The 26,359-nt window shown below is 64.6% G+C and carries 19 protein-coding genes; 7 read left to right on the top strand and 12 right to left on the bottom strand.

The features are described from left to right. Positions 1–277 precede the first annotated feature (277 nt). Positions 278–7,780 (top strand): SDR family NAD(P)-dependent oxidoreductase, encoded by a 7,503-nt coding sequence (locus ABMA59_RS18435; RefSeq protein WP_349006839.1) that lies wholly within the window; start codon positions 278–280, stop codon positions 7,778–7,780. Then, positions 7,777–9,168 carry an aminotransferase class I/II-fold pyridoxal phosphate-dependent enzyme gene (locus ABMA59_RS18430; protein WP_349006838.1) on the top strand — a complete coding sequence of 464 codons (1,392 nt, stop codon included), beginning with the start codon at positions 7,777–7,779 and terminating at the stop codon, positions 9,166–9,168. Before ABMA59_RS18435 ends, ABMA59_RS18430 begins: the two co-directional genes overlap by 4 nt. A gap of 45 nt (positions 9,169–9,213) precedes the next feature. Here ABMA59_RS18430 and ABMA59_RS18425 read toward each other — a convergent pair whose 3' ends face one another. Further along, complete coding sequence (locus tag ABMA59_RS18425; protein WP_349006837.1) at positions 9,214–10,512, bottom strand: capsule biosynthesis protein; 1,299 nt, start codon at positions 10,510–10,512, stop codon at positions 9,214–9,216. Then, positions 10,509–12,104: an LTA synthase family protein gene (locus ABMA59_RS18420; protein ID WP_349006836.1), complete on the bottom strand. Its 1,596-nt coding sequence runs from the start codon at positions 12,102–12,104 to the stop codon at positions 10,509–10,511. Before ABMA59_RS18420 ends, ABMA59_RS18425 begins: the two co-directional genes overlap by 4 nt. Before the next feature lie 196 nt (positions 12,105–12,300). Between ABMA59_RS18420 and ABMA59_RS18415 the strand changes: the two genes are divergently transcribed. Continuing rightward, complete coding sequence (locus ABMA59_RS18415) at positions 12,301–13,119, top strand: SDR family oxidoreductase (protein WP_349006835.1); 819 nt, start codon at positions 12,301–12,303, stop codon at positions 13,117–13,119. A gap of 8 nt (positions 13,120–13,127) precedes the next feature. Here the strand turns inward: ABMA59_RS18415 and rbsK are convergent, their stop codons facing one another. From rbsK to ABMA59_RS18400, 3 genes are read right to left on the bottom strand one after another with little or no spacing between them, the layout of a single operon-like run. Then, positions 13,128–14,048: a ribokinase gene (gene rbsK / locus ABMA59_RS18410; protein ID WP_349006834.1), complete on the bottom strand. Its 921-nt coding sequence runs from the start codon at positions 14,046–14,048 to the stop codon at positions 13,128–13,130. A 4-nt stretch (positions 14,049–14,052) separates the two neighbouring features. Beyond that, positions 14,053–14,502, bottom strand: coding sequence for an RbsD/FucU family protein (locus ABMA59_RS18405; RefSeq protein WP_349006833.1), 450 nt, complete (start codon positions 14,500–14,502; stop codon positions 14,053–14,055). Between the two features lie 54 nt (positions 14,503–14,556). Continuing rightward, positions 14,557–15,606 (bottom strand): ABC transporter ATP-binding protein, encoded by a 1,050-nt coding sequence (locus ABMA59_RS18400; protein WP_349006832.1) that lies wholly within the window; start codon positions 15,604–15,606, stop codon positions 14,557–14,559. Positions 15,607–15,878: 272 nt separating this feature from the next. Between ABMA59_RS18400 and ABMA59_RS18395 the strand changes: the two genes are divergently transcribed. From ABMA59_RS18395 to ABMA59_RS18385, 3 genes are all read left to right on the top strand, one after another. Next, positions 15,879–17,525, top strand: a complete 1,647-nt coding sequence (locus ABMA59_RS18395) for an extracellular solute-binding protein (RefSeq protein WP_349006831.1) — start codon at positions 15,879–15,881, stop codon at positions 17,523–17,525. Positions 17,526–17,718: 193 nt separating this feature from the next. Further along, positions 17,719–18,744 carry a carbohydrate ABC transporter permease gene (locus ABMA59_RS18390; protein WP_349006872.1) on the top strand — a complete coding sequence of 342 codons (1,026 nt, stop codon included), beginning with the start codon at positions 17,719–17,721 and terminating at the stop codon, positions 18,742–18,744. A 229-nt stretch (positions 18,745–18,973) separates the two neighbouring features. Beyond that, positions 18,974–19,891 (top strand): carbohydrate ABC transporter permease, encoded by a 918-nt coding sequence (locus ABMA59_RS18385; RefSeq protein WP_349006830.1) that lies wholly within the window; start codon positions 18,974–18,976, stop codon positions 19,889–19,891. A 10-nt stretch (positions 19,892–19,901) separates the two neighbouring features. Here the strand turns inward: ABMA59_RS18385 and ABMA59_RS18380 are convergent, their stop codons facing one another. Continuing rightward, positions 19,902–20,297, bottom strand: a complete 396-nt coding sequence (locus tag ABMA59_RS18380) for a type II toxin-antitoxin system VapC family toxin (protein ID WP_349006829.1) — start codon at positions 20,295–20,297, stop codon at positions 19,902–19,904. After that, the gene (locus tag ABMA59_RS18375) at positions 20,297–20,542 is read right to left on the bottom strand and encodes a type II toxin-antitoxin system VapB family antitoxin (protein ID WP_349006828.1); all 246 of its coding nucleotides are present in this window, start codon (positions 20,540–20,542) and stop codon (positions 20,297–20,299) included. Before ABMA59_RS18375 ends, ABMA59_RS18380 begins: the two co-directional genes overlap by 1 nt. Before the next feature lie 199 nt (positions 20,543–20,741). On the opposite strand from ABMA59_RS18375, the gene ABMA59_RS18370 reads away from it, so the two are divergent. After that, complete coding sequence (locus ABMA59_RS18370) at positions 20,742–21,188, top strand: hypothetical protein (protein ID WP_349006827.1); 447 nt, start codon at positions 20,742–20,744, stop codon at positions 21,186–21,188. A 123-nt stretch (positions 21,189–21,311) separates the two neighbouring features. Here ABMA59_RS18370 and ABMA59_RS18365 read toward each other — a convergent pair whose 3' ends face one another. The 5 genes from ABMA59_RS18365 to ABMA59_RS18345 form a co-directional block, all read right to left on the bottom strand. Next, complete coding sequence (locus ABMA59_RS18365; protein ID WP_349006826.1) at positions 21,312–22,055, bottom strand: creatininase family protein; 744 nt, start codon at positions 22,053–22,055, stop codon at positions 21,312–21,314. Between the two features lie 11 nt (positions 22,056–22,066). Beyond that, positions 22,067–22,621 carry an SIS domain-containing protein gene (locus ABMA59_RS18360; protein WP_349006825.1) on the bottom strand — a complete coding sequence of 185 codons (555 nt, stop codon included), beginning with the start codon at positions 22,619–22,621 and terminating at the stop codon, positions 22,067–22,069. Continuing rightward, complete coding sequence (locus ABMA59_RS18355) at positions 22,618–24,111, bottom strand: FGGY-family carbohydrate kinase (RefSeq protein WP_349006824.1); 1,494 nt, start codon at positions 24,109–24,111, stop codon at positions 22,618–22,620. Before ABMA59_RS18355 ends, ABMA59_RS18360 begins: the two co-directional genes overlap by 4 nt. Positions 24,112–24,396: 285 nt before the next feature. Next, entirely contained in the window at positions 24,397–25,533 is a 1,137-nt protein-coding gene (locus tag ABMA59_RS18350; RefSeq protein WP_349006823.1) for a M42 family metallopeptidase, read from the bottom strand. After that, positions 25,533–26,345 carry a BtpA/SgcQ family protein gene (locus ABMA59_RS18345; RefSeq protein WP_349006822.1) on the bottom strand — a complete coding sequence of 271 codons (813 nt, stop codon included), beginning with the start codon at positions 26,343–26,345 and terminating at the stop codon, positions 25,533–25,535. Before ABMA59_RS18345 ends, ABMA59_RS18350 begins: the two co-directional genes overlap by 1 nt. Positions 26,346–26,359: the final 14 nt, after the last annotated feature.

The following is a 26,359-nucleotide window of genomic DNA, read 5'->3' as shown; positions in this document are numbered from 1 at the left end:
GTTGTAGTGGCTTTCTATTCATCTGCCTCGATTGTTTCGCGCCACCATATGAGCTACTACAGAATTGCTGGGGAGCATGAGACTAGGCGGCAGGCAATTTGCGAGCTCAGGAATGCAACTACCTGGACCGGGGGACACGCCGATGGTGTCATTTCCAGTTTCTCATCCCGTTTTGCGGGGCGCAACCAATGCAGGAACCACGAGCGGTTTCCGCTGACGCTCGGCTTGCGAAAGCCGGTATTTCTTTCATGATCTTGGTATAGTGGCGTCAGGGCACATGTCGGTAGAAATCATAGGTCGCGCGGTCCGAGCGCCGGGCGCGGACACACCTGAGCAGCTTTTCGACCTGCTGCGGCAGCGTCAATGCATGATCACGCGGGTGCCTGCCGACCGGTGGGACCAGTCGCGCTATTGGCATCCCGAAATCGGCACGCGCGGCAAGACCTACACTTTCGCAGCCGGCATAATCGACGACTGCTTCAGCTTCGATCCCGGCGTGTTCGGGCTGTCGCAGCGCGAAGCGCAGCTCATGGACCCGCAGCAGCGGATGATCCTGCAACTGACCTGGCGCGCCCTGGAAAGCGCCAATATCGACCATTCCGACCTTCGGCATCAGCGCGTCGGCGTCTATGTCGGCGCTTCCGGGCTCGACCACGGCAATCTGATCGTCGAGGACCCCTCCGCCGCGGGTCCGCATTTCATGACCGGCAACACGCTGTCGATCGTCTCCAACCGCATCTCGCACGTCTTCGGCCTGAACGGCCCAAGCCTCACGGTCGACACGGCGTGCTCGTCGTCGCTCGTCGCGCTCGACCTGGCGATGAAGGCACTGGAGAGCGGCGAGGTCGATACCGCCATCGTCGGCGGCGTCAATGTGCTCGCCCATCCGCTCGCCTTCGTCGGCTTCGCGCAGGCGCGCATGCTCTCGCCGGAAGGACTCTGCCGCGCCTACGACAATGACGGCATGGGTTATGTCCGCGCCGAGGGTGGCGCCGTCATCATCCTGCGCCGCAGCGACGTCGCGCTGACGCAGGGCGACCGGAGTTACGGCCGCGTCCTGGCTTCCGCCGTCAATTCGGCTGGCCGCACCAACGGCATTTCCCTGCCGTCGGAACAAGCACAGGCGCAGCTTCTCAGATCGCTCTACGAAGGCAACGGCATCGATCCGAACCGGCTGGCCTTCGTCGAGGGCCACGGGACCGGAACGAAGGTCGGCGATCCGGCCGAAATCTGGTCGATCGGCACGGTCATCGGCGCGGCGCGCCGCGCACCGATCCCGATCGGTTCGATCAAGACCAATATCGGCCACACCGAACCCGCTTCCGGCCTGCTCGGGTTGATGAAGGCGATGCTGGCGCTGGAGAACAACTATTTCCCGGCCTCGCTGCATTTCGAGACGCCCAACGACGCGGTCGATTTCAACGCGCTCAACGTGCATGTCGCGGCCGAGCCGATCGAACTGCTGCACGGCAAACACGCCCGTCTAGCGGGCGTAAACTCGTTCGGCTTCGGCGGCACCAACGCCCACATCATCATCAGCGACCCGCAGAACCCGCGCGAACGCGAAAAGCCGGAAGCAGTCGGAAAAGTCTTCCTCGCCAGCGCGCATACGGCTTCGGCGCTCGACGTCCTGCTGAAATCCTATCGGGCAACCCTCCGCGACGCGACGCTGGCCGAACGGCGCCCGCTTATCGCAGCCGCCGGCGCCAACCGCCATCATCTCAAGCATCGCTTCGTGGTGGCAAACGACGATCCGGACGCGATCATCAAGGCAATCGATTCGCGCACCCGCGACAGGGACAGCCGCGAGGCGGTGCAGGCCGAGGCCATTCGCGACCAATCGAAGATCGCCTTCGTGTTTTCCGGCAACGGCTCGCAATGGGCGGGAATGGCGATCGACGCCTATCGCCGTAACATGGCCTTCCGCGACCGCTTCAACGTCATCCACGCCCTGTTCCAGGTGCGCTCGCAGATCAGCCTGATCGACCTTCTGTTCGACGGCGACCTGGAGACCAAGCTTCAGGACACCAAGATCGCGCAGCCGCTGCTGTTCGCCATCCAGGCGGCGCTTGCCGACGTGCTGTCTCTGCTCGGCGTCAAGCCGGATGCCGTCTACGGCCATTCGGTGGGAGAGGTCGCGGCGGCCTATGTTTCAGGCGCGATTTCTCTGGTCGACGCTGTTTCGGTGGTCGCCAAGCGCTCCTATCACCAGGACCGGCTCGCCGGCCTCGGCCGCATGGCAGCCGTGCAGCTTTCTCCCGACGACGCGCTCGCCTTCTGCCAGCGCAACGGCCTCGATCAGATCACCGTCGCCGCCGCGAACGCAAAGGGTTCGGTGACCGTATCGGGGCCGAGCGACCAGATCGTCGCGCTCAGGGACGTCATGAAGGCCGAGCGCGTGGTTGGCCAGGTTCTCGACATCAACTATCCGTTCCACCATCCGCTAATCGAGATCGCCAAGGACGACTTCCTCGAGGACATGGCGCAGATCGCGCTCAGGCCGTCGCAGATACCCTTCATCTCGACCGTGACCGGTGGCGTGCTCTCCGGAAACAGCCTCGATCCCGCCTATTGGTGGAGCAATGTCCGCGAGCCGGTGAATTTTCTCGCCGGCACCAATGCGGCGCTCGACATGGGCTGCACCTTGTTCGTGGAGATCGGACCGCGCCCGATCCTGACCTCGTATCTGCGCGACACCATCAAGGACCGTGCCGTGGCCGCGTCGGCGATCTCGTCGCTGATGCGCGAGGAAAGCGTCGCCGACCCCGTCTCCACCGTCTATGCGCGGGTCCTGGCGAATGGCGGCGCATTCGACCGGCGCAAGGCGTTCGGCCAGCGCAACGCCAGGATTGCGCTGCCGCTTCTGCCTTTCGAGCCGATCGACATGCGGCACGAATTCACCAGCGACGCGATCGACCTCTACGGGCGGCTGGAAGCGCCCCATTCACTCGCCGGCTGGCGGATCGACCTGTCGGGCGGCAGTTGGAAGAACCATATCGACGCGCATCTGTTCCCGGACTTGGCCGAACATGTCGTCGACCACAAATCGATCCTGCCGGGCAGTGCGTTCCTCGACATCGCGCTGTCCGTCGCGCGCCAGTTTCTATCGAGCGACCAGATAGAGGTCTCCAACCTGGAAATATTCAGGCCGCTCGAGCTCTCGGAAAACCATCTTCGCGAATTGTCGACGACGATGTTCGGCGACACCGGCGACGTCGAGATCAAGTCGCGCGACAGGCTGAGCAATGACGATTGGACGTTGCATGCCGTGGCCCGCTGCCGAAAGCTTTCCACCGAACGTCCGGCGGCGATGGCGGCTGCCTGGAAGCGCGCCGACACGACGCTGATCAATGGTGCGACGGCCTACGAGACCGCCCACCAGTTTGGATTGGACTACGGGCCGACCTTCCGCCTGATGCGCGAGGCGTCACGGATCAACGAAAACCGCATCGACGTGGCCATCGCGCCGCCCGAGCCGGCGGGAAATCCGCACGTCGCCTACAGCCTGCATCCGGTTTCCGTCGACGCGGCCTTCCATGGTCTCGTCGCGGTGTTCGGAGAGATTTCGGGCGACAAGCGCGGCGCGCCTTACATTCCCGTGCGCTTCGGAACGGCCCGTCTCTATCGCCCCGGCACGACGATCACCAGGGCCATCATCGATATTGGACGGGTTTCGGCCGGATCGATCAAGGCCGGGTTCATCTTCCTCGACAAGGCGGGCGAAGTCGTCGCCAGTTTCGAGGACTGCCGCTTCAAGCGCACGTTCCTGCGCCAGCAGAAGCCGCTCGAAGACGTCACCTATCACCAGAGCCTGGTCCCTTCGCGGCTGTCGCCCTTCGGCGACGCCGTCAGGTCGCAGCCCAGGGATGCTGGTCCGCTCTTCTCCGCATCGGACGACGACGAGGGCGACGGTTCCTCGCAGATGCTCGAGGCGGCGATCTATCGCGCCAATTTCGAGATTGCCCGCAAGGCGAGCCGCAACACCGGCGTGATTGCAAGCGATGCGCTGCCCGGCGATCTGGGTTTCCAGCGATTCGTCGCCAATGGCCTCTACCTGCTGGAGGAAGTCGGCCTCGCCACACAAAGCGACGGCAGCTGGACGCTTCAGCCGGAATGCTCTTTGCCGCCGGTTCCGGCGATCCTCAACGCGATCTATCGCGAACGGCCCGACCGCATCGCCGAGATCGTTGCCGTCAACGACGTGTATTTCGAGGCGCTCCAGCGGCTGGAGATTCTGCACGCGCCATCGGCAGGCCAAGCCCGACAGGAGGGTTCCGGCCAGTCGAAACCCTATGTCATCAGCGATACGATGCTTGAAAGCCTGCGGGTCCATTCGCCCGCCAGCGCGAGCCGCGTCGACATGGTCACCACAGCCTTGAAGACGGCGATCGAAACGCGCAAGGCATCGGCGCCGGTGCGCCGCATCGTCGAACTCGGCACGGTTTCACGCTCGGTGACGGCTGATTTCGCGCGTCTGGCGGCAGAAACCGGGGCGGCCTTCGTGGCGGTGGAATCGCGTGACGCGGCATTCGGCGAGCTTTCGATCGCTTTCGAAACCGAGCCCCATGTGACGGTCGCGCGGCCGTCGGAGCTTGCGCGCACCGGGACGGCCGACATCATCGTCAGCGCCGCCGACCACATATTCGAACTGCTGAGCGCCGAAGGGCGTCACGAGGCTGTCGAAGCCGCGGTCGGGGCTTCGACGCAGCTTCTGTTCTGCGCGACCGCGCCCAATGCATTCGCCGATTTCGCCTTCGGCCTCAACGAGGGATGGTTCGATCGCAGCAAGGGCGTCGAGTTCCCGGTCGGGCAGCTTGCCTCGGTGGACGACTGGCAGTCGCTGCTGCGCTACCTGCCCTTCGACAATGTCACCGTCGTTCGCCACAGTCTGCCGCACGGAGCGGCCATCGCGGTCGAGGCTCGCGGACGCGGCACCGACACGGTTGCCGCGGCACCTGTCGCCCGGCAGTCCACGCTGGTCGTCCATGATGGCCGGCTGTCCGCGAAGGCCAGATCGGCGTTCGAAGATGCCGAAGCCTGCTTCCTGCGCCTGACCGGCGTTGCCGACAAGGATCGCAGCGCGCTGGCAACCGCGCTCGGCCGCTTCGGCAGGGGCGACCTCAACATCATCTATCTGCCCGACACCGTCGAGGCCGACGGATCGGCCAGGCTGCAGCGCAGCCTCATGCGGCTGCGCACCGTCGCCGAAGTCTTGAGGGCACACGCACCTTCGGATGCGCCCGCCGGGAAGAAGCGTCTGGCTGTCGTGATGGAGGCCGAGGAAACGGCGCATCACGCATCCGCAAGCGATGCCGGATTGTGGGCGTTCCTGCGCGTGCTGAGAAATGAATTCGACGTGATCGACCTTCATTCCGTGGATATCTCGGGCGTTCAGGGTTGGAACTTCACGACCCGCATCAAGCGGACGCTGGCCCTGATGACAGCCGAGGGCGACAATCGCGAATGGGCGATCGACCCGTTGACCGAGGGCGCGATGGAAGTGCGCGTTGCGCCTGGCCCACTGCCGACCAGCCAGGCGTCGACCAGCGATTTCCCCGCCGCTACGGTCAGGCAGCGCACGGCCTCGCAGGTCGGTAGCATCGTCTGGCAGACCACCGTTCCGGCAGAGCCGGAGCCGGACGAAATCCGCATCGCCGTTGCGGCCACCGGCCTCAACTTCCGCGACGTGATGTGGGCGATGGGCATGCTGCCTGAGGAAGCGCTGGAAGACGGCTTCGCCGGCCCGACCATCGGCATGGAATGCGCGGGCTACGTCCAGGCCGTCGGCGCGGACGTCATCGATCTCGCGGTCGGCGACGCGGTGATGGCGGTGGCGCCCGCCGCCTTCTCCACGCATGTCTGCGTTAAGCGTTCCGGCGTGGCAAAGCTTCCGGCGGGCATCGACCCCGTTGCCGGTGCAACCCTGCCGGTCGCCTTCCTCACCGCCTACTACGCGATCGTCGAGCTTGCGCGCCTTCGCCCCGGCGAGACCATCCTCATCCATGGCGGCGCGGGCGGCGTCGGGCTCGCGGCCCTGCAAATCGCAAAAGCGCGCGGCGCCAAGGTCATCGCGACCGCTGGGTCGACGGAAAAGCGCCGGCTGCTCGAGACGCTGGGCGCCGATCACGTCTTCAATTCCCGCAGCTTGCAATTCGTCGACGACGTGCTCGCCGTGACGAACCAGGCCGGCGTCGACGCCGTACTCAATTCGCTGTTCTCGGAAGCGATGGAGCGCAGCCTTTCGCTGCTCAAGCCGTTCGGCCGGTTCCTTGAACTGGGAAAACGCGACTTCTATTCCGACACGAAGATCGGGCTTCGGCCGTTCCGGCGCAACATCAGCTATTTCGGCATCGACGCCGACCAGTTGCTGAACACGCTGCCGGAACTGAGCGCCAGCCTGCTTGCCGAGATCTCGGCGATGTTCGAGCGGGGCGAACTCGCGCCCCTGCCCTACCGCGCATTCAGGCATGACGAGATCGTCAGCGCCTTCCGCCTGATGCAAGGCTCGGGCCACATCGGCAAGATCGTCGTGACAGCGCCGGTGTCCGGCAAGGATTTCGTGTCCATCGCTCCACGCGCCAGCCTGCAATTGGACCGCGAAGGTGTGCATCTGGTGCTCGGCGGCATCGGCGGTTTCGGCCTGGCTGCGGCCGGGTGGCTGGTCGAACATGGCGCGCGTAAGCTGGCACTGTGCACGCGCCGCGGCGTCGCCGACGACGAGACCACGGCGGCGATCCGCAAATGGGCGACGCGCGGCGTGGTGACCAGCGTCTATGCCTGCGACATCACCGACGAAGCGGCTGTCGCCAAGCTTCTGGGAGACATCCGCGCGGATGCCCCACTGAAGACGGTGGTCCATGCGGCCATGGTGCTCGATGACGCGCTGATCGAGAATCTGACGGACGAGCGCGTACGCGCCGTCGTCGACCCAAAGGCCAAGGCCGCGGCGATCTTCGACCGGCTCACCCGCCAGGACGAGCTCGACCATTTCATCCTGTTCTCATCGGCGACGACCCTCGTGGGGAATCCCGGACAGGCGAACTACGTGGCGGCGAACGGCTATCTGGAAGGGCTGGCCAGGGCACGCCGCCGCATCGGCCTGCCGGCATTGGCCGTCGGCTTCGGCGCCATCTCCGACACTGGCTTCCTCGCCCGCAACACCGACGTCAACGATATGCTGTCGAAACGCATCGGCAAGACCGGCATGACGGCTGCGCAGGCGCTGGCCTATGTCGAGGACTATGTGTTGCGCGATCCCGGCACGGTCGACGCGGCAACCGTCGCAATCGCCGAGATCGACATGAGCATGGCCCGCCACTTGAGGACGGTCGCCGCTCCCCTGTTCGAGGTTGTTGCCCGTTCCGCCAAGACCCAGTCGACGGCGGGCGACGGCGAACTGATCGACCTCGTGGCGATGGTCGAGGGCAAGAGCCAGGAGGAAGGCGAGAACCTCATCTTCCAGCTCGTCGCCAGCGAGATCGCGTCGATCCTGCGGGTGCCGGCAAGCGAGATATCGCCACTGAAAGTGATTAAGGACGTCGGCCTCGACAGCCTGATGGCGATGGAACTCGGCATGAGCTTCCGCCAGAAGACCGGTTTCGAGATGCCGCTTTCCAGCGTCACCCAGAGCACGACCGTGGGCGACGTGTCGCGAAAACTCTACCTCAAGATCACGCAACATGCCGGAGCGGACGGCGCTGAGGAAAAGGCGGCGAACACAGTCGTGGTCGACCACCTCGCGTCGCGCCACACCAATCCGGCCAAGGCGAACGTGCAATGACCGACGGCAACCAGGGATCACGCGCGGTCCGGGATCAGGTTCTGAGCTTCATGAAGGACCACGCCCGGCCGGCGACGCCGAAGCGCGCCGCGCGGCCGGCCGCGGTGCCGCAGATCAATCCCGCGCCCGCCTTCACCGACCTGCCGGAGCACAAGCAGATCGTGGCGCAAGCCGCGGCCGGCGACCAGCTCGGCATCGACAACCCGTTCTTCCGCAGCCATGCGGGCGCCGCCGGCGCAACGACGGTCGTCGACGGCAGGACGCTGATCAACTTCGCGTCCTACGACTATCTCGGCATGAACCGTCATCCCGAGGTGCTGGGGGCGGCGAAGACCGCGATAGACCGCTATGGCATTTCGGCGTCCGCCAGCCGTCTCGTCGCCGGTGAGCGTCCCGTCCACGGCGAACTCGAGGCCAAGATTTCCGCCTTCTACGGCGTCGATGCGGCGATTGTTTTCGTCAGCGGCTACCTGACCAATGTGGCGACCATCGGCACCTTGCTCGGGCCGGAGGATCTGATCGTTCATGACGAGTTCATCCACAACAGCGCGCTGATCGGGGCGAAGCTTTCGGGCTCGCATCGCCGGCTGTTCCGCCACAACGACATGGAAGACTTGGAGCGCGTGCTGCGCTCGGTCACCGGCCGGCATCGGCGCATCCTGATCGTGGTCGAGGGCGTCTATTCGATGGACGGCGACGTCACCGACCTGCCGAAACTGATCGAATTGAAGTCACGTTACGGTTGCTGGCTGATGGTCGACGACGCGCATGCGCTCGGCGTCATCGGCGATACCGGCCGGGGCACGGCGGAATATCACAAGTGCAATCCGCGCGACGTCGATATCTGGATGGGAACCCTTTCCAAGACGACGGCGAGTTGCGGCGGATACATCGCCGGCAACGAAGCGTTGATCAGGCTGCTCAAGGGCAGCGCCGGCGGCTTCGTCTACAGCGTCGGGCTCGCCCCATCGCTCGCCGCCGCCGCCTGGACCTCGCTCGACCTGATCGACCGCGAGCCCGAGCGCGTCGCCCGGATGCGCCGCAACGGCAATCTGTTCTTCGATCTTGCCCGCGAGCGGGGACTGGACACCGGGGTCAGCGTCGGCTGCTCCGTCATTCCGGTCATCATCGGCGATTCGCTGCGCGCCGCGCAGCTTTCCAACGATCTGCTGGCGGCCGGCGTCAACGTCATGCCGATCATCCACCCGGCCGTGCCGGAGGGCCTGGCGCGGCTACGCTTCTTCATCACCAGCGAGCATACGCCGGAGCAGATCGAATACGCCGTGGACCAGACCGCGGGGAAACTCGAGGCGCTGGTGGACCGCAATTTCGGCATCGGCTCGGTGGACATCGAGGCGGTGCTGCGCAGGATGGCCGCGGAAGCCTGAGCCGATTGCCAGCCTAGGCGGCGCCGGAACTATCCGATATGCCCTTCAGAAAAGGTCCTTGTCGGGACGGCTGCGTTGCGGTTTCTCGACATAGCCGCCGGGCTCGTTGACGGACTTCTCGTGCAGGCGTTTGGCGATGGCCGCCGCGCCCGCGTCCACGCCGGTATCGGAATAGAAATTTCCGCGCACGTGAACGGTCGCCGCAACCAGGCGCACGAAAGCCCCGACAAGCTCAGCGTTCGGGGCTTTGGCTTCGCGCCAGAACCGGTCGAGCGGCTGATCGTCGGTCATGCCGGGAATGTCGTAGATCGCAAGCCCCAGCGTCTTCACCGGGATTCCGCGCTGCAGCCCGATCATCGCGGCGGTGGAATTGATCGTCACCACGCCGGCCGACTGAGAGACCATGCGATTGAGGTTGCCGCCGTCGACAAAATGGACGCGGTCGGCGACGCTATGGCGTTGCGCGTGCGCCTTGATCTCGTCGGACCATTTGATCAGCCCATTGTCGAGCGGATGAACCTTGATCAAGAGCCGGGCGTTCGGCTGGGCATGGTCGGCGAAGGATGAGATCACAAGTTTGATCGCGGTGCGCTGGCTTCGGAAGACCGAATAGCTGCGAATCTGGTAGTCCGTCTCCAGTTGCAGCGGCATCACAAAATAGGGATCGGGACCGTCCACCACGCTGGCTATGGTCTCTTCCGCCTCCACGGCGCGCCGCTTCCCGTTCAGCAACCGGCCGATCCAGCCGTAATATTCCGCAAGCGGATGAAAGATCGCGTGCCAGCGGTAGTGCGGATAAAAGAACCAGGCAAAGACATTCGGCAGATTGAACATCAGGTCGTAGATGGCATCCGACACGAAAGTCTGGCTGTAGTGCACGCTCAGGTCCGGCTCCGGAAGCTCGGAGGCCGCGCGAAGGATCATCTCCGGATCGACTGGAAAATGCGAGTGATGGCCGCTGCCGCCTTTCTCGATGCGAATCCAGTCGGGCCGGAGATAGCCCATCTCCACCGCGTAGACGGTGACGTTGCGTGCCTTGGCGGCTGCGATGGCGGCCACATGGTGCGGACGCTCCTCGCCGAGCAGGACTATGCCGGTGACTCCTTCGCGATCCATGACCTCCGCGACGAAGGCCGGCCAATGGTCGACCTGGCCCCGATAGTTGATCGCGCCGGGGCGTCGCCAGAACACCCAGTCTCCCGCGCATAGGTTGATGCGGACGCAGCGGTGGCCGAAGCGCTGCAGATTGTCGGCGATGCGCGCGAACAGCGGCGAAGACGGCCCTTGCAGGAAGAGGAAGGTTTGCCGCGACGAAGTATCTTCCGCCGGCATGTCTGCGGTCATCGGGCGATATCCGTGGCCGGTCCGCCTGATGCCAGCCAGTTGCCGAAACCGGCATGCCTGACCATGTCGGCGATGATGCGCCATGGCGCCTTTTCGGCGGGCGCGCCCGCAGCCGCGACCCCTCCGGCCGCGTGGCCCATCGGCACGATGAGATAATCGGTGCGCGGGTCCGGAAACGGGTCCGCGAAGGACTTCAACATCGGTGCATGGTCGCCGTAGAAGGCAAGCCAGACGGGCCGGTCCATGCGGTCGAGTTCGTCCGCCAGATGGCCCAGCGCGGCATCGGAACGCTGGAGGATGGCGAGGTAGATGTCGAGCGGATCATTGGCGTCGCCGTGACGGCCGGGATGCCAGGGCCCGTGGTTCTCCATCGACGCCGCGAACAGGAACTGCCCCTTCCCGCCATCTTCGCGACAGCGGTCCAGAACGCGCCGCGACAGCGTCAGATCCGAGACGTATGGACCCTCGTGCTCGCGGTCGTGGTCAAAGGCATCGAGCATGGTGAGCGCTTCGAAACCGAGTTGCGGAAGTGCGCGGTCGCGCGAGAAGAACTGGCGATCGTAGGGATGTATAAAGTGCGTCGACCAACCGGCCTTGCGAAAACGATTGGGCCAGGCAATGTCCGCATAAGGCCCGGCGCGCAGATAGGGGTGCGAGGCGTCGGGGCCAAGCTGGTCCGGCGGCAAGCCGGAAATCACCGAAAACTCGGTGCGCAGTGTATAGCCGCCCTCGAAGATGCTCGACATGCGGCCCCACTCCGCGGCGCGCCGGCGCAGACGGTCGAGATTGGGCAGCGCCAGCGACGACACGCCGAAATGGCGCATGTCCATGAAGGATTCCGACTGCCAGATGACCACCAGCGGCGGAGCCGTATGCCGGCTCGCGACGGCCGGGGCGCCGATGCCGGTCTCAGCCGGCGCCTGCAGCGTGTTTGGCCGCATGCCAAGCCACGTCAAGAAGCTGTAGGTCACGGCGGCAAGTGTGCCCAGGCGGACCGTCAGCACCTTGATGTCGTGGTTGCCGGTCAGCTTCGCGGAGATCGCGGCCAGCGTGCGCCGCGCGTGCCGCTCCAGCGGCAGCAGCCAGGGCAAGATGGCGGCCACGGCCATGAGCGCGATCAGCACCGGCCGATTCGCCGCCGGGAGCACCGAGGGCTCAAAAATCATGAACAGCGCCGAGGCGCCGAACACATAGCCAAAGGCGACGAGCCAGAAGAGGATGTTCAGCCAGCCGGCGTAGAACATCTCCTTGTGCCGAAAGACCAGCATCACCAGCGCGATGTCGGAAAACACCAACGGCTCGCGGATGAATTCGTATTTGGCGCGCGAGATCAGGGTGAAAATGGCGAGCGTGCTGATGGTGCCGGCCGCCGCATAGAGCGGGCGCCACGAGATGGCGAAGAACAGCGCGAAGACGACGGCCACCACCGCGGCCCGCGCCAGCAGGTCGACGAGCAGGCTCGCCGGCGGCCGCGGGCGGTTGGCAGCCCGCACCTTTGCCGGCATCGCAAACCCGTCGACCATCACCGCAACGGCGAAAGCGACGGCAAAGCTTGCCGCTACCAAAGCCAGAGGGTGCCCGAAAGGTGCCAAATTTTATCCCCGTCAGGATGCCGCCATGGATGAACAGCACCGCCAAATACAGAATGGCCGACCTCCCCTCCACCATGCCGCCGGCGCGCGGTGTTCGCAATTTTTACTCCGCAGATCAAGGCTTTTGCACCAGCAGCGTTTCGGGGATTTGTCGCGTCGGCGGCCACATGGTAACGACCTCACGAATGGATCGGGCATGGCGCACGTCATCATAACCGGAGGATCGAGCGGCATCGGCGCGGCGCTGGCCGAGGCCTGCGCCGCGCGTGGCGACGATGTATCGCTGATCGCCCGAAACCAGGCGTCGTTGCGTGCGGTGCGCGACGGGCTTCAGGCGCGGTTCGGCGCGGCAGGCAACGGCTTCCATACGGAAGCCGCCGACGTCGGCGACGGGCCGGGGATAACCGCCGCGATCGGGCGCTGCGAGGCCACGCTCGGTTCGTGCAATACGCTGATAACCTCGGCCGGCATCGTCGCGCCCGGCCGCTTCGAGGAGCAGCCGGCCAATGCCTTCGAAGGCCAGATTCGTACCAACCTGCTCGGTACGGTCAATGCGGTGCGCGCCGTCTATCCGGGTATGCTGGGGCGTCGGAGCGGCAATATCCTGATGCTCGGCTCGGGCGCCGGAATGATCGGCATTTATGGCTACACCGCCTACTGCGCGTCGAAATATGCCGTGGCGGGATTCGCGGAGGCGCTGCGCGCCGAGGCGCGGCTCGCCGGCATCACCGTGTCCATCTGTTTTCCACCCGACACGGAAACCCCACAGCTTGCAGCCGAACGGCCGCTTCGCCCCGCCGAGGCGCAGTCGACTATGGGCGCTGGCGGGTTGTGGGCGGCGCCTGACGTGGCGCGCGCCGCGCTTGCGGGGCTCGATCGCGGCCAATTCGCCATCTATCCGGGGATGCAAATGAAGATGCTCGGCATGTTCGGCTCGGTCGCGATGCCGTTCCTGCGCCAATGGTTCGACCGGAAAATCTCCGCGGCGCGCCGGAGTTCCTCGAGCGAACGCTGAGGCAATCGTCAGCACGCGAGCAGTTTTTCGACCTCGGCAAGCGTCGGCATGGAGGGGGCGGTGCCATGCCGGGTCACCGAAATGCCCGCCACCGCGCAGGCGAATCGCACCGCATCCACCGGGTCGAGACCTCGCGACAGGCCGACGGCAAACCCGCCGTTGAAGGCGTCGCCCGCTCCTGTCGTCTCGACCACCGGCCCCGCGGAAACGGCCGGCACGAGTTCCGAGACTTTTCCGTCATGCAGGAGCGCGCCTTTTTCGCCGAGCGTGATCAGCGCGGCACCCGCGCCCTTCTCCAAAAACACAGCGGCGGCGCGGCGTGCGTCGTCGGTGTTCTCGACCTTGATGCCGGTCAGTTCCTCGGTCTCGGTCTCGTTCGGCGTGACGTAGTCGCAAAGCGCGAAGATCGTGTCGGGAAGTTTCGCCGCCGGCGCCGGATTGAGGATGGTGGTCACCCCCGCCGCCTTGGCAATTTCCAGAGCGTGGATCGCGGCGTCGATCGGCTGCTCGAGCTGGGTGACGAAGACGCCTGCCGCGCGGATCAGGTCGGCGTTGCGGTCGATATCGGCCGGCGAGATCAGCATGGCCGCGCCCGGCGAGACGATGATGGCATTGTTGCCGGTGCCCTCCTCGACGAAGATGTAGGCGGCGCCGGTGTAACTTTCGGGTGTCTCGATGACGGCGGGTTTCACGCCCGCATCGCGCCAGGTCGCAAGCGCCATCTCGGCGAAGGGGTCCCGGCCAAGCCGCGTGATGAAACTGACGTCGGCACCGAGGCGCCCGGCGGCAACCGCCTGGTTGGAGCCTTTTCCTCCCGGCCCCAGCTTGAAGCCGTTGCCCAAAATGGTTTCGCCCATGCGCGGCTGGCGCTGGGCGCGATAGGCGGTGTCGGCGACGAAGACACCGAGGATGACGATCGGCTTCGACATAGCGTCACGCATCCGGCGGGATCACGCCCTTGCGGAAGGCGAAGCAGCCATAGAAGCGGCGCTCGCCGGTCTGGATCACGCAATAGGCCTGTTTGGCGCGCTCGTAGAAGGCGTAGCGTTCGACCGATATCATCGGCCAGGATTTTCCCTCGGCCACGTCTATCTCTTTCTGAACTTCCTGCTGGACAGCGGGAATCTCATCCGGCTTGCCGACGATCTCCATGCGCGCGGCCGCGTCGTCGACGAATGTGTCGAGCGGATAGAGCGACAGCACCGCCTTCGCCACCTCGGCGGCGGAGGCGTCGATCCTGAGCAGCTTTCCGAGCCGCGTCTGCCTGGCAACCGAATCGGAGGGGAAATTTGTATCGGCGATGATCAGGTCGTCGCCGTGGCCCATTGCCCGCAAGGCCTGGAGCACGTCAGCGTTGAGCAGCGGGTCTATTCCCTTCAGCATTCAAATTCCTCCCGAATGTTTTGTCGCGCCCGGTGGAATGGGCTGCGTGTATCCCTAGAGACGCCTGCCGCTCGCCGGATCGAACAGGTGAACGGATTCGACGCGCGGGCGCAGCGTCAGCGTGTCGCCCGGCTTGAAATTGTGCCGTTCGCGAAACAGCGCCACCAGCTCGCCCGCGCCGAAGCGCAAGAACACCATGGTCTCCGAACCGGTCGGCTCGACCACCTTGATCTCGGCCGGAAAACCCTCCGCCGCGAGTTCGAGATGCTCGGGCCGTACACCGTAGAGCACGTCCTGTCCGTCCGACACTTTTACGGCAGCCGGAACCGGCAGTCTCACGCCGTCGACCTCGACGGCGCCGCCCGACACCCTGCCCTTCAGGATGTTCATGGCCGGCGAGCCGATGAAGCCCGCTACGAAGACATTGGCGGGACGGTCGAACAGGTCGAGCGGCGCACCCATCTGCTCGATCCGCCCGGCCTGCATTACCACGATCTTGTCGGCCATGGTCATGGCCTCCACCTGGTCGTGGGTGACGTAGATCGTGGTGGTTTTCAGGCGCTGGTGAAGTTCCTTGATCTCGGTGCGCATCTGAACGCGCAGCTTTGCGTCGAGATTGGACAGGGGCTCGTCGAACAGGAACACCTGGGGATTGCGCACGATGGCGCGGCCCATGGCGACGCGCTGGCGCTGGCCGCCGGAAAGCTGGCGCGGATAACGCTCGAGATAGGGAGTCAAATCAAGGATTTCAGCCGCTTTCTTGACGCGATCTGCGATGACTTTCGGATCGGTCTTGCGGAGCTTGAGGGCAAAAGCCATGTTCTGCGCCACCGTCTTGTGCGGATAGAGCGCATAATTCTGGAACACCATGGCGATGTCGCGCTTGGCCGGCGGCAGGTTGGTCACCTCGCGCTCGCCGATGGCGATGTCGCCGCCGCTGACGCTCTCCAGGCCGGCCACCATGCGCAGCAAGGTCGACTTTCCGCAGCCGGAAGGCCCGACAAGCACCACGAAGGCGCCGTCGGCGATGTCGACGCTGACCTCGTGCAGCACCCTCACCGCGCCAAAAGCCTTCGAGACGTTCCGGATCGCTACCTGCGCCATCGCTCCCCCGCGTGTTCGCTTTTTGCGGCGAAGCTAACCAACGGATGGCGGCAAGTCCATGGTGAAACTGGTCCTACCAACGACCGTCCATCTCCGTTGACACGGAAACGCGTTCCGAGAATAGTGGCGAGCGTCTTGCACGCATGAAACAACTATGCGCCGATGAACGGGGTGACGCACCTCGTCCGTTTCGGACCGGGGGAACGACCAAGCGACACGCAAGCGGCCGGCAGGCCGACACCAGTTTACAGACATGTCCGGGAGGAAATGACATGAAAGTAAGTCTTTACAACCAGATGCTTCGCATGGGCGCCACACGGCGCGACGTGCTGAAGGGCGCAGCGAGCATGGCAGCCATCGCCGCCGCCTCATCCGCGGGGCTCGGTGCCCTCACCGGCGAGGCGTCGGCGCAGGACAATGTGCGCGCAGAAATCCTGAAGATTCCGGGTGTCGGCAAGGGTTCGCCCACCGACGCCGACTGGCAGAAGGTCGGCGAGCTCTGCCTCGGCGCCACCAAGGCAAACGTCAAGGAGGGCGAGTTCGCGGGCGTCGAGCTGACCTTCATGGGTCTCAACAACCAGAACCTCCACAACTTCCTGTTCCGCGGCTTCCTCAAGCCTTGGGAGGCCTATACCGGTGCCAAGATCAACTGGATCGACCTCGCCCAGGCGGACTACAACGCCCGCCTGCAGCAGTCGATCGCCACCGGCACCGTGGACTTCGACGTCATCGAGATGGGCGCGCCCTTCGAGGGCGACACAGCCGGCAAGGGCTTGCTCGACGAGATGCCCGACTGGGTCGCGAAGCAGATCGAGGCCGACGACCTGGTCAACTACCTCAAGGCGCCTGTCGGCACCTGGGATGGCAAAACCTATCGCATCACCATCGACGGCGACTGCCACACCTTCGCGTACCGCAAGGACTATTTCGGCGACGGCTCGCTCAGTGGCATGGCCGAGGTTCCCCGGCACTGGGAGGATTTTCCGGCGTTGGCGACCGCGCTTGCCGGCAAGACCGATCCGCTCACCGGCGCACCGGCCTTTGGCTTCCTCGATCCGCTGAAGTATCAGTGGGGCGGCTTCGGCTTCTACTTCCTCGAGGACCGCGCTTCCGCCTATGCCAAACATCCGGACGACAAGGCTTGGCTGTTCGACCCGGACACCATGAAGCCGCGCGTCAACAACCCGGCCTGGGTGCAGGCGATCCAGGACGTGCTCGATCTCGTCAAGGCCAACGCCTATCCGCCGGATCAGCTCAACGCCGACCCGAACGCCACGGCGTTCTCGCAGTTCCTCGGCGGCACGGGTGCCGCGCTCTGCTGGTGGGGCGACGTCGGCTCCAACGCCCGGACCTCCGACACCTCCGTCGTGGGCGACGTGGTCGGCTTCTCGATCAACCCCGGCGCCAGGCGCGTCTACAACGCCAAGACGAGCGCCTGGGAGGAGAAGGAGAACTTTGCTCCGAACATGGCCTATCTCGGCTGGGGCGTTTATGTGACCAGCCGCGTCTCGTCGGACGAGAAGAAGCGCAAGGCCGCCTGGTCGGCCGCGGCGCATCTCGGCGGCAAGGACCTGTCGCTCTGGACCGCTGCCTATCCCTCAGGCTTCCAGCCCTACCGCAATTCGCACTTCCAGTACGACGAGTGGGAAGCGGCGGGTTACGATCGCGCCTTCGTCGAGGATTATCTCGGCTCCAACCTCGACAGCTACAATCACCCGAACGCGGCGATCGAACCGCGCATCCCCGGCATCTTCCAGTACTACTCTATCGCCGAGGATGAATTGGTTAAGGGCGTCAACGGCCAGTACAAGTCGGCGCAGGAGACCGCCGATGCGATCGCCGCGGCCTGGGAGAAGATCACCGACCAGATCGGCCGCGAGAACCAGATCAAGCTCTACAAGGCTTCGCTGGGCATGTGAGCCGGCCGAAAGGCCTGAATATCGTCCCGGCGGCGCTGCCGCCGGGCTTTTTTGACCGGCGAGCCGCGATAGGCCTTCGTCATTCATCGTCTGGAACGACCGCGTGTCCGAACAAGCCACGGCCATAGCCCAGAACAGTTCCCTCGGCGCCGCGCTCGACACGATTCCGGCGGGCCGCAAGAAGCTCGGCCGCATGCTGATAGCGCTCGCCACGGCCGGCCTTGCCATCGTGGCGATCATGCAGATCCTTTATGCCGCCGGCGCTATCGACTTCGGCTTCTCGACCTGGCGGCCTCTGCTCTATGCCTACATTCTGTGGGGCGTGGCGCTCGGCGTCGGCCAGGTGCTGACGCGCGGCGAGGAAGGGCACCGTGCGCTGTTCCTTCTGCCCGCCGTCCTGTTCACCGTCGCCATGGTGGTATTTCCCACCCTGTTCGGCTTCTACATCGCCACGCTCGACTGGAATCTCAGCGGCACGCCGAAATTCAACGGCCTCGACAATTTCTGGCAGATGCTGCGCGATCCATTCTACAGCAACGCCCTGCTCAACATGGTTTTTTACGTGCTGGCGGTGTTCGTGGAATACGTCATCGCCTTCGGGCTGGCGCTGCTGCTCAACGCCCAGATCCGAGCGCGGAAATTCTTCCGCGTCGTCTTCCTGCTGCCGCTGATGCTGTCGCCCGTGGCGGTGTCGTGGATGATCGGCAAGTCGCTGATGGAATACCGCTTCGGCCCGGCGGCGACGCTCGCCCGAAAACTCGGTTGGGACAACCCGGCCTTCTTCGCCAGCCCATGGACGGCGAAGATCTCCATCATGCTGCTCGACGCCTGGACCTTCATCCCCTTCCTGATGATCATGCTGCTCGCCGGCCTGCAGGCGATGCCGCGCGACGTGCTGGAAGCCGCCAAGGTCGACGGCGCCACAGCCTGGCAGACTTTCTGGGGCGTGACGTTCCCGCTGATGCTGCCGGTGTCGGTGACCGCCGTCATCCTGCGCATCATCTTCAAGCTGAAGCTCGCCGACATCGTCATTACCGTCACGTCCGGCGGGCCGGGCGGCGCGACCGACACCGTCACCAGCTTCATCTTCCGCGAATACCGCGATCGGTCGAATGTCGGCTACGGCACAATGCTCGCCATGGTCTATCTCATCATCATCATCGTGTTCGTGACGCTGCTCCTGAAGCTCGCGAACCGTTTTGTGCGGAATGTGACGTGATGGCGATGATAGCCAGCCCGATCCGTGATCTCTCTCCCTTTTTGGGCGGAGCGAGTGTGTATGGACGTGATCCTGTCCGATCCGGCTTCGCCGGCTCGCCTCGGCAGCACCCGCGTCTCGCCAAAGGCGAGGCGGGGAGGATCGTTTCCCTACCTTTGTGGGGAAGGGCGAAGGACGGGGATGTCCGGCCCACCGCACCAACCAACAACCGCCGCTTCGAGGTGGCCGCATGACCGCCGAAGCCATCGAACACGCCCCGTCGGAAGTCCGCTCGCCGGCCGCCTTCTTCACCAGCCGCGTCTTCATCTATGGCGCACTGATTTTCTGGGCCTTCATCTGCCTTTTCCCGATCTACTGGACCATCACCACCTCGTTCAAGACGGCGCCAGACGTCACCCAGGGACGCCTGATCCCGTGGGTCGACTTCACCCCCGACTGGCGCGGCTGGCGTTCGCTCGGCCTGTCGCCGGACACGATCGGCGGAACCTCCACGGTGCGCGACGAATTTTTGAAGCGCTTCTTCAATTCGGTGATCACCTCTATCGGCGCCTCGGTGCTGGCGATCGTCATCGGCAGCCTCGCCGCTTACGGGCTCACCCGCTTCCGCTACAAGTTCCTGTGGATGAAGAACGAGGACATATCCTTCTTCTTCCTGTCGCAACTCATCCTGCCGCCCGTTGTGCTCGCCCTGCCCTTCCTGGCGCTATACAAGGGGCTTGGCCTGCTCGACACGCGCATCGGCCTGATCCTGCTCTACACGCTGGCGGTGCTGCCGATCGTCATCTGGATCATGCGCGACCAGTTCAACTCGATCCCGGTCGAACTGGAGGAAGCAGCCCTCGTCGACGGCCTGTCGGTGTGGGGCGCGTTCTTCCAGATCGTGCTCCCCATAGCACTGCCCGGCATGGTCGCCGCCTTCATCCTCTCGATGGTGCTGTGCTGGAACGAGTATTTCTTCGCGGCCCTGCTCACCTCCACCAACGCCAACACAATTCCCGTCATGGTCGCCAGCCAGACAGGCTCACAGGGTATAAACTGGTGGTCGATGGCGGCACTCTCCACCGCCGCAATCGCCCCGCTGGCCATCATCGGCGTGCTGCTGGAGCGCTATCTGATCAAGGGCATGACGGCGGGGGCTGTGAAGTAGAGGCAGACGATCAGGCTGTCTCGATGTCGGTCTGGGCGAAATCGTCGTCCTTGTAGAGCAGCGGTTGAGCGAAATGCCGCGCGCGGGCATAGGCGAAGCAGTCGCCCATGTTGAGCCGGGCCGGATGCCGCCCCTTGCCGTAGCGGTCGAAGGCCCCGAGCGCCAATTCAGCGGCTTCGGCCGGGATCGGCACGAGGTCGATCTTCGCAAGTGTCAGATAGTCATCGACTTCGTGCCCTGCCTGCTCAATCTCGAGGCCGGTCGTTCTCGACACCGCCACGGCGGCTTCCCAGACCGCAAGCGGCGACGTGAGCCGCGTCCCCGCGCGCTCAACCTTGGCAAACAGATGGTGTGAACCGTCCTCGACGGTCATCAGGACCGTAAGCGCCGAGGCGTCTACGAACATCAATCATCCTCGTAAAGGCTGTCGATGAACTCCTTGTCGACCGGCTGTCCCAGTTCAGGCCGTCCCTTCTCACGCAAGCGCCGGGCGAATTCCATGCTCTTTTCGAGCAAGGAAGGCTTTCCAACGTCGCGCTCCAGCTCGTGCTGAAGAGCGACATGCACGGCCTCCGTCAGCCCGACATTCTTGATGGCGGCAACCCTGCGCGCCAGCGCATCCGTCTCCGGATTCTTGATATGGAAGGCCACGCTATCCTCCGATAGTGTATCCCGATACAAAGATCAGGATACACCAAATCAAGCACTAATAGCCTTCCAAAGCTGGCGCCGCCGCATCGGACGTCGACGGGTCTTCCACGCAGAAACAGTGAATGCCGGACCGACATAGGAATTATTTCCTTGACCGTTCTCGCCTCTCTGCTACGATGCGTGACGAACGGAGGCTGGAATGGACCGGGCTGAACGCGAAGAGGAGCAGGAGACGCTGAGAGGCATCGCGGCCACACTGCTTCGACTGGCTGTTCTGGCCGACTTCCTTTGCCTTCTGCCGCTCCCGCTTCGCCTTGTGGTGCTATCGCTGCTGCGGCCGGCCGAGGCCGTCGCGCGGGTCTTTGCCGCCGAGCGGATCGGCGGCGCGATGGCCTTGCCTCCGACCCCGATCTGCGGGACCGATGGCGACGGCTGCGTCGAAGCTCTGCGGCTGGCCCGCTGCTTCCGCGTGCTGGCCCGCGTCTTCGGCGGCCTGCAGGGCGTTTTCGCTGGGTGGCGGCAGTTTCGCGGCGGGCCAAGCGGGCGTTTTTCGCAACGCGCGCAGGCGGTGACAGGGCGGGGCCACGCGATGAAGGCACGGCGCGCAATGATCTCTTGCGGGGCAGGACGCATCGATACGTCATGACCGCCGACCGTCCAGTATAAAACCAGTTGAGAATTCGAACGCCATCCGCCAGGAGCGCTTGGCGGCAAGAGCCGTGGTATTTATGCCAACGGCGATCAACGTCGACCGCCGTTGGTATCAGCCTCAACCCTTCAATAAGGCCCCTAACCGGGCCAGAATCATCTCCACGCCCCTGGCTCCTACTTCGACGCTCGCCGCCTTCGCCGTTTCCGTGTACCAGCCCTTGTTGTCGCCGACCTTCGCCATATCAACAGCTTCCGGGCACAGCGCCAGCATCAGCGACGTCTCGCCCTGCCCGGCATGGTCGAACGGGAATTTTCCAAACATTTCAGGCCCCATGAGGGAATGCACCTGCACCCAGTTGAACGGGTTCGCGCCCGCCGCATGGTCGGCATAATAATTGGCTGAGGCCTCGTCACCCCACCAGCCCTCGCCGTGTTCCTTCTCGAGGAAGCGGAAGATCGCTTGGCGCCCGGCAGTCTTGAAGGCCAGATCGGTCGGCATGCCAGCCGCGAAATTCTCGGTCTGGTGATGGATGATGGCGTGGATGTTGCGAAAACCGATCCTGAGCAGCGAGTAGAAAAAATCCTCGCCGAACGCCGCCAGCGCCTTGCCGCCGACCTGCACCGAGCCGTTGCCCTCCGGTTTCTCCACCGCGTAGCTCGCCGCGCCGTAATAGAAGGGCGGCATGATCACGAGGGGCATCTCCCTTTCGATCAGGTCGAGCGTCTTGATGACGGCCAGCGTGTCCATACCCACGGCCATGTGCTCGCCATGGTATTCGAGCACGCCGAGCGGCAGCACCACCGGCCAGTTTTCGGCGATCGCCTGCCGGATCTGGTGCGGCAGCATCAGTTCGTAGCGCATCCGCGAGGCCCCTATTCCATATTCGTATGCCGCGCCCTCATGGCTTCCGGCGAGGCATTTGTCAGCGCCTTCAGCTTCAGCACCATCACCTCGAACAGCAGGAAGAGCGCGCCTTCGAAGGCCGAGCCCATCGGCAGCACCGAGGTTTTGGCGGCGCCCTGGTCGCTCGCCATGGTCTGCGCCGGGATTAGCAGCGTGACGTCGGCCAGTCTCGCCGCGCTGCCCTGGGGTTCGGCCGTCAGCACGACCACCGTGGCGCCGGCTTCCTTCGCCACCTTCATCAGCGTCAGCGCCGTCGCCGTCTCGCCTGGGCCGGAGGAGGTCAGGAACACGTCGCCCTTGCCCAGCGGCGGCATGGTCATGTCGCCGACGACGCCGACCGGCATGCCGAGATGGAACAGCCGCATGGCGAAACCGCGCATCTGCAGCCCCTCGCGGCCCAACCCATGCGTGCCGATGCGCCCGGCCTGCGCCAGCAATTTGCACACTTCGTCGACGCGCGACTCGTCCACTCGGCCAAGCACCGCGCCCAGTTCATCCAGTGCGGTCTGGAACAAAGTCGTCACGATAACTCCGCCATCAGGTCCTTCGTCTGACCGTAGATGCGCTTGAAGATCGAATACTGCCTTTCATAGACTTCCCGGAATTTCCCGCGCGGCGAGACTTTTCGCGCCGTGGGGTTCCACGCGCCGATGTCGCTTTTCCCGGCCGCGCCGATCGCCAGCGCCGCCAGAAAAGCATCGCCGTAGCTCGCGCCGAATGAACGCTCGCGTACCGTCTGCGGCATCCCTGAAACGTCCGAGGTCGCCTGAATCCAGACCGGGTTCTTGGTGCCGCCGCCGACCGCCAGCAGTTTTTTGGGCGCCTCGCCGATCTCGCGATAGGCCTCGAAGATGCGGTTGGTGCCGTAAGCTATGCCTTCCACCGCGGCGCGATAGAGGTCGCCGCGGGTGTGCGTCAGGTTCAGCCCAAAGATCACGCCCTTGGCGTGCGAATCGTGGATTGGCGTACGCTCGCCCGACAGATGCGGCAGCATGATCACGCCGTTGGCGCCGGGCGGCGATTTTTCCGCCTCCTGTGTCAGTGTGCGGAAGGCGCTTTCGAACGGCAGGTCCTTGGCGAACTGATCTCGGAACCAGTGGGTCAGTGTGCCGCTGGTCGCAAGCCCCGACATCGAGGCGTGCTCGCCGGGGAACAGCCACGGCGCATACCACAGCCGCCCGTCCTGGATGCGTTTCGAGGACAGCATGATGATGAAGATGGTCGAGCCATACATGACCATCATGTCACCGGCTTTCGTCACGCCGACGCTGAGCGCCTCCGCCGCCGCGTCGATCGTGCCGGTTATCACAGGAGTTCCCGCGGCCAGGCCCGTCTCCCGTGCCGCCTTCCTGGTCACCTGCCCGGCTATGTCGGTCGTCCACAGCACCTTCGGCAGCCGGTCGAGTTCGATGATGTCGGGCGCCAGCGCCGCGCTCCAACCCTTTACGTCGATCTCGTACAGCGGCGAGAAATTCGCCGCCGAATAGTGGTCGACCACACATTCGCCGGTGAGCTTTTGGACCAGATAGGTGGTCGAGGTGACGACCTTCGCCGCCTTGTCGTAGAGTTCCGGCCGGTTCTTCTTAAGCCACAGGATTTTCGGGCCCACCGACTGCGTCGTCAGCGCGTTGCCGCAGCGGTCGAGGATTCTTTCGGCCCCGATACGGATGGTCAGTTCATCGATTTCGACCACGGCGCGATTGTCGACGCCGTAAAGCGCGGCGTTGGAAAGCGCTTCGCCCTCGGCATCGACCGGCAACATGCAGGGGCCGATGGCGCTCGTCCCGATTGCCTTGATCGCTTTCGGGTCGATGCCGCTCTCAGCCAGCATCTTCTTAGCGATGAAACAGAAATCGCCCCACCAGTCCTGCTTCGGCCGGTGCTCGGCCCAGCCGGGCCGCGGCACCAGCATCTTGTGCGGTCGCGCCGCCGCGGCGACGACATTGCCCGACCCGTCGACGATCGCGCCTTTCGATTCGAAGGTTCCGATGTCGATGCCGAGTGTGTAGCTCATGCGGCGCTCCAGCGGTCGGTCAATGGGATTTTGCCGGCACGGTAGCACTCCGTCCAACACCCCTCATCCGACCTCGCTTCGCTCGGCCACCTTCTCCCACAAGGGGAGAAGGTAGAGCGCGTCATTTCCGCTCCTGCAAATCTCCAACGTTGACGATTGGCTGCGAGGCTGGCGCGAAACTCCACCTTCTCCCCTTGTGGGAGAAGGTGGCCGAGCGAAGCGAGGTCGGATGAGGGGTGTTGGACGGAGTACAGCCGTAGCCCGGAACCCACCCACCGACCGCGCTCACCGATCATTCCAGTCGTCCCGGTCAAGGCCGAAATCCTTGTCGATCGAAGAAATCCCCGCCACCAGCAGGCGGGTCAGTTGCTCGAGGTCACCGAGATCGACCATCTCCAGCGAGGAATGCGAGTAGCGCATGGGAAAACCGACATCGATCGACGCAACGCCGCCTTCGACGAGTTGGACGTAGGAGGAATCCGTCAGCGCGCCGGTGTGGGCGCTGCGCTGCAGGGGGATGTTCTCCGCCCGGCTAGTGGTCTCGAACAGCGCAACCAATGCCGGATGCGGAATGGTGCCGTTCAGCGTGCCACGGCCATGGAAAGAATAGAGGCTGATCCCCGGGCCGCCGCCCATCGCAACGTTGCCGCGATAGGCCATGTCGGGCGTGTCGGTGGCGAGCAGCAGGTCGAGCTGGATGCAGATGTCGGGCTTCAGCACCTGCGCCGCCGTCAGCGCGCCGCGCAAATTGAATTCCTCCTGCACGGAAAAGACGAAATGCACGGTCGGGCGCTTCGCCGCGTCGACAAGCGCGCGGGCAACCTCGATGATGACCGCGCAGCCGGCACGGTCGTCCACCGAGGTGCCTGCGATGCGCGTCTCGGAAAGCGCGATGACCTGCGGGCGGTAGACGATCGGCGAGCCGATCAGCACACCGGCGGCCTCCGCCTCGGCGCGGCTCGAAAAGCCGGCGTCGATATAGAGGTCCATGTAGGGAACGACCTTGTATTTCTCGTCCGGCGTGGTGGCGTGGTGGCTCTTGTTGGCGATCAGGCCGGCGCGGTCCCTGCCCCCGCCGACGCAGATCGTCACCGCCTGCGACGGCAGCGCCCGCTCCGGCACGCCGCCGAGCCGCTCGACGCGGATAAAACCGTCGTTCTCGATGTTGCGCACGACAAAACCGAGTTGGTCCATATGAGTAAACAGCATGACGCTGGGGGCGCCTTCATCGCCGTTCAGCGTGGCGATGAGGTTGCCCAGCCGGTCGGTGCTGGTGGCCAGACCCTGCTTGCGCAGTTCGGCGGCGAGATGGCGCCGCACCCGGCCCTCATGACCGCTTAGGCCGGGAATCAGCATCAGCTCCGTAAGAAGCGTGCGGAGGCGGTCGCGCAGGCTCTCGTTCGATCCGGCGGCAGCAGGCATCACGCGCCCCGCGCCGCCCGAGCCAGCCGCATGAACTCCGCCGCGCGATCCGGATCGACCGCGTTCCATGTATTGCCGTCGACCTTCAGCGAAGAGCCGACGATCACCCCGTCGGCGATCTTCAGCACGTCGGCGATGGTCGCATGCTTGACGCCCGTATTGGCCAACACCGGCGTGGTGGGTAGCACCTTCTTGACCGCTTCGAGATCGCTCATCGACGCGGCCTCGCCGGTGATCTGGCCGGACACCAGGATCGCGTCCGGGATGCTCGAAAACACCGCAGAGCGGGCGCGGTCGGGCAGCGACCGCTGATCGAGGGAATAGGCGAACTCGGCCGAGACGTTGTAGAGCAGCGCCAGGTCGGAGCGGTGCAGCCGGTCGCGGTAGCGCATGGCCTTGCCGGCATCCGGCGTCCACGGCCCCATGTCGGACGCATAGGTGCCAGTGAAGATCTCGCGCACGAAGGCCGCGCCCGTCGCCGCGGCCAGCGCCACCGAGGCCATCGGGTCCCACAAGACGTTGATGCCGAACGGCACCGTTATCCTGTCGCGGATCTTGCCGATCACATAGGCCATGGTGGCGGTCGAGGCGGTGTCCACCTGGAACTCGTAGGGCCGATCGTTCTCGTTGCCGAACATGACGGCGTCGACGCCGGCCTTCTGCAGTGCGCCGAGATCCTTGGTAACGCCGTCTATCAGGGCGTCGAGACCGCCCTTGGCGTCATAAAGCGGCGAACCGGGCAACGCACCAAAATGCACCATGGCGATCACCGGCTTGCCGGCGCCGAAAACGTTCCTGAATTTCTGTGTCACTCTTGCCTCGAACC

It is taken from the genome of Mesorhizobium yinganensis (assembly GCF_040081985.1).
GTDB classification, from domain to species: Bacteria; Pseudomonadota; Alphaproteobacteria; order Rhizobiales; family Rhizobiaceae; genus Kumtagia; species Kumtagia yinganensis.
This window is presented reverse-complemented; position numbering and strand designations above follow the sequence as displayed.

Coding starts and splice junctions, on each gene's coding strand:
- ABMA59_RS18430 (WP_349006838.1), top strand. CDS start 7,777: ATGACCGACGGCAACCAGGGATCACGCGCGGTCCGGGATCAGGTTCTG.
- ABMA59_RS18350 (WP_349006823.1), bottom strand. CDS start 25,533: ATGCCTGCTGCCGCCGGATCGAACGAGAGCCTGCGCGACCGCCTCCGC.
- ABMA59_RS18395 (WP_349006831.1), top strand. CDS start 15,879: ATGAAAGTAAGTCTTTACAACCAGATGCTTCGCATGGGCGCCACACGG.
- ABMA59_RS18365 (WP_349006826.1), bottom strand. CDS start 22,055: ATGCGCTACGAACTGATGCTGCCGCACCAGATCCGGCAGGCGATCGCC.
- ABMA59_RS18355 (WP_349006824.1), bottom strand. CDS start 24,111: ATGAGCTACACACTCGGCATCGACATCGGAACCTTCGAATCGAAAGGC.
- ABMA59_RS18390 (WP_349006872.1), top strand. CDS start 17,719: ATGCTGATAGCGCTCGCCACGGCCGGCCTTGCCATCGTGGCGATCATG.
- ABMA59_RS18370 (WP_349006827.1), top strand. CDS start 20,742: ATGGACCGGGCTGAACGCGAAGAGGAGCAGGAGACGCTGAGAGGCATC.
- ABMA59_RS18425 (WP_349006837.1), bottom strand. CDS start 10,512: ATGACCGCAGACATGCCGGCGGAAGATACTTCGTCGCGGCAAACCTTC.
- ABMA59_RS18405 (WP_349006833.1), bottom strand. CDS start 14,502: ATGCTGAAGGGAATAGACCCGCTGCTCAACGCTGACGTGCTCCAGGCC.
- ABMA59_RS18435 (WP_349006839.1), top strand. CDS start 278: ATGTCGGTAGAAATCATAGGTCGCGCGGTCCGAGCGCCGGGCGCGGAC.
- ABMA59_RS18415 (WP_349006835.1), top strand. CDS start 12,301: ATGGCGCACGTCATCATAACCGGAGGATCGAGCGGCATCGGCGCGGCG.
- ABMA59_RS18400 (WP_349006832.1), bottom strand. CDS start 15,606: ATGGCGCAGGTAGCGATCCGGAACGTCTCGAAGGCTTTTGGCGCGGTG.
- ABMA59_RS18380 (WP_349006829.1), bottom strand. CDS start 20,297: ATGTTCGTAGACGCCTCGGCGCTTACGGTCCTGATGACCGTCGAGGAC.
- rbsK (WP_349006834.1), bottom strand. CDS start 14,048: ATGTCGAAGCCGATCGTCATCCTCGGTGTCTTCGTCGCCGACACCGCC.
- ABMA59_RS18385 (WP_349006830.1), top strand. CDS start 18,974: ATGACCGCCGAAGCCATCGAACACGCCCCGTCGGAAGTCCGCTCGCCG.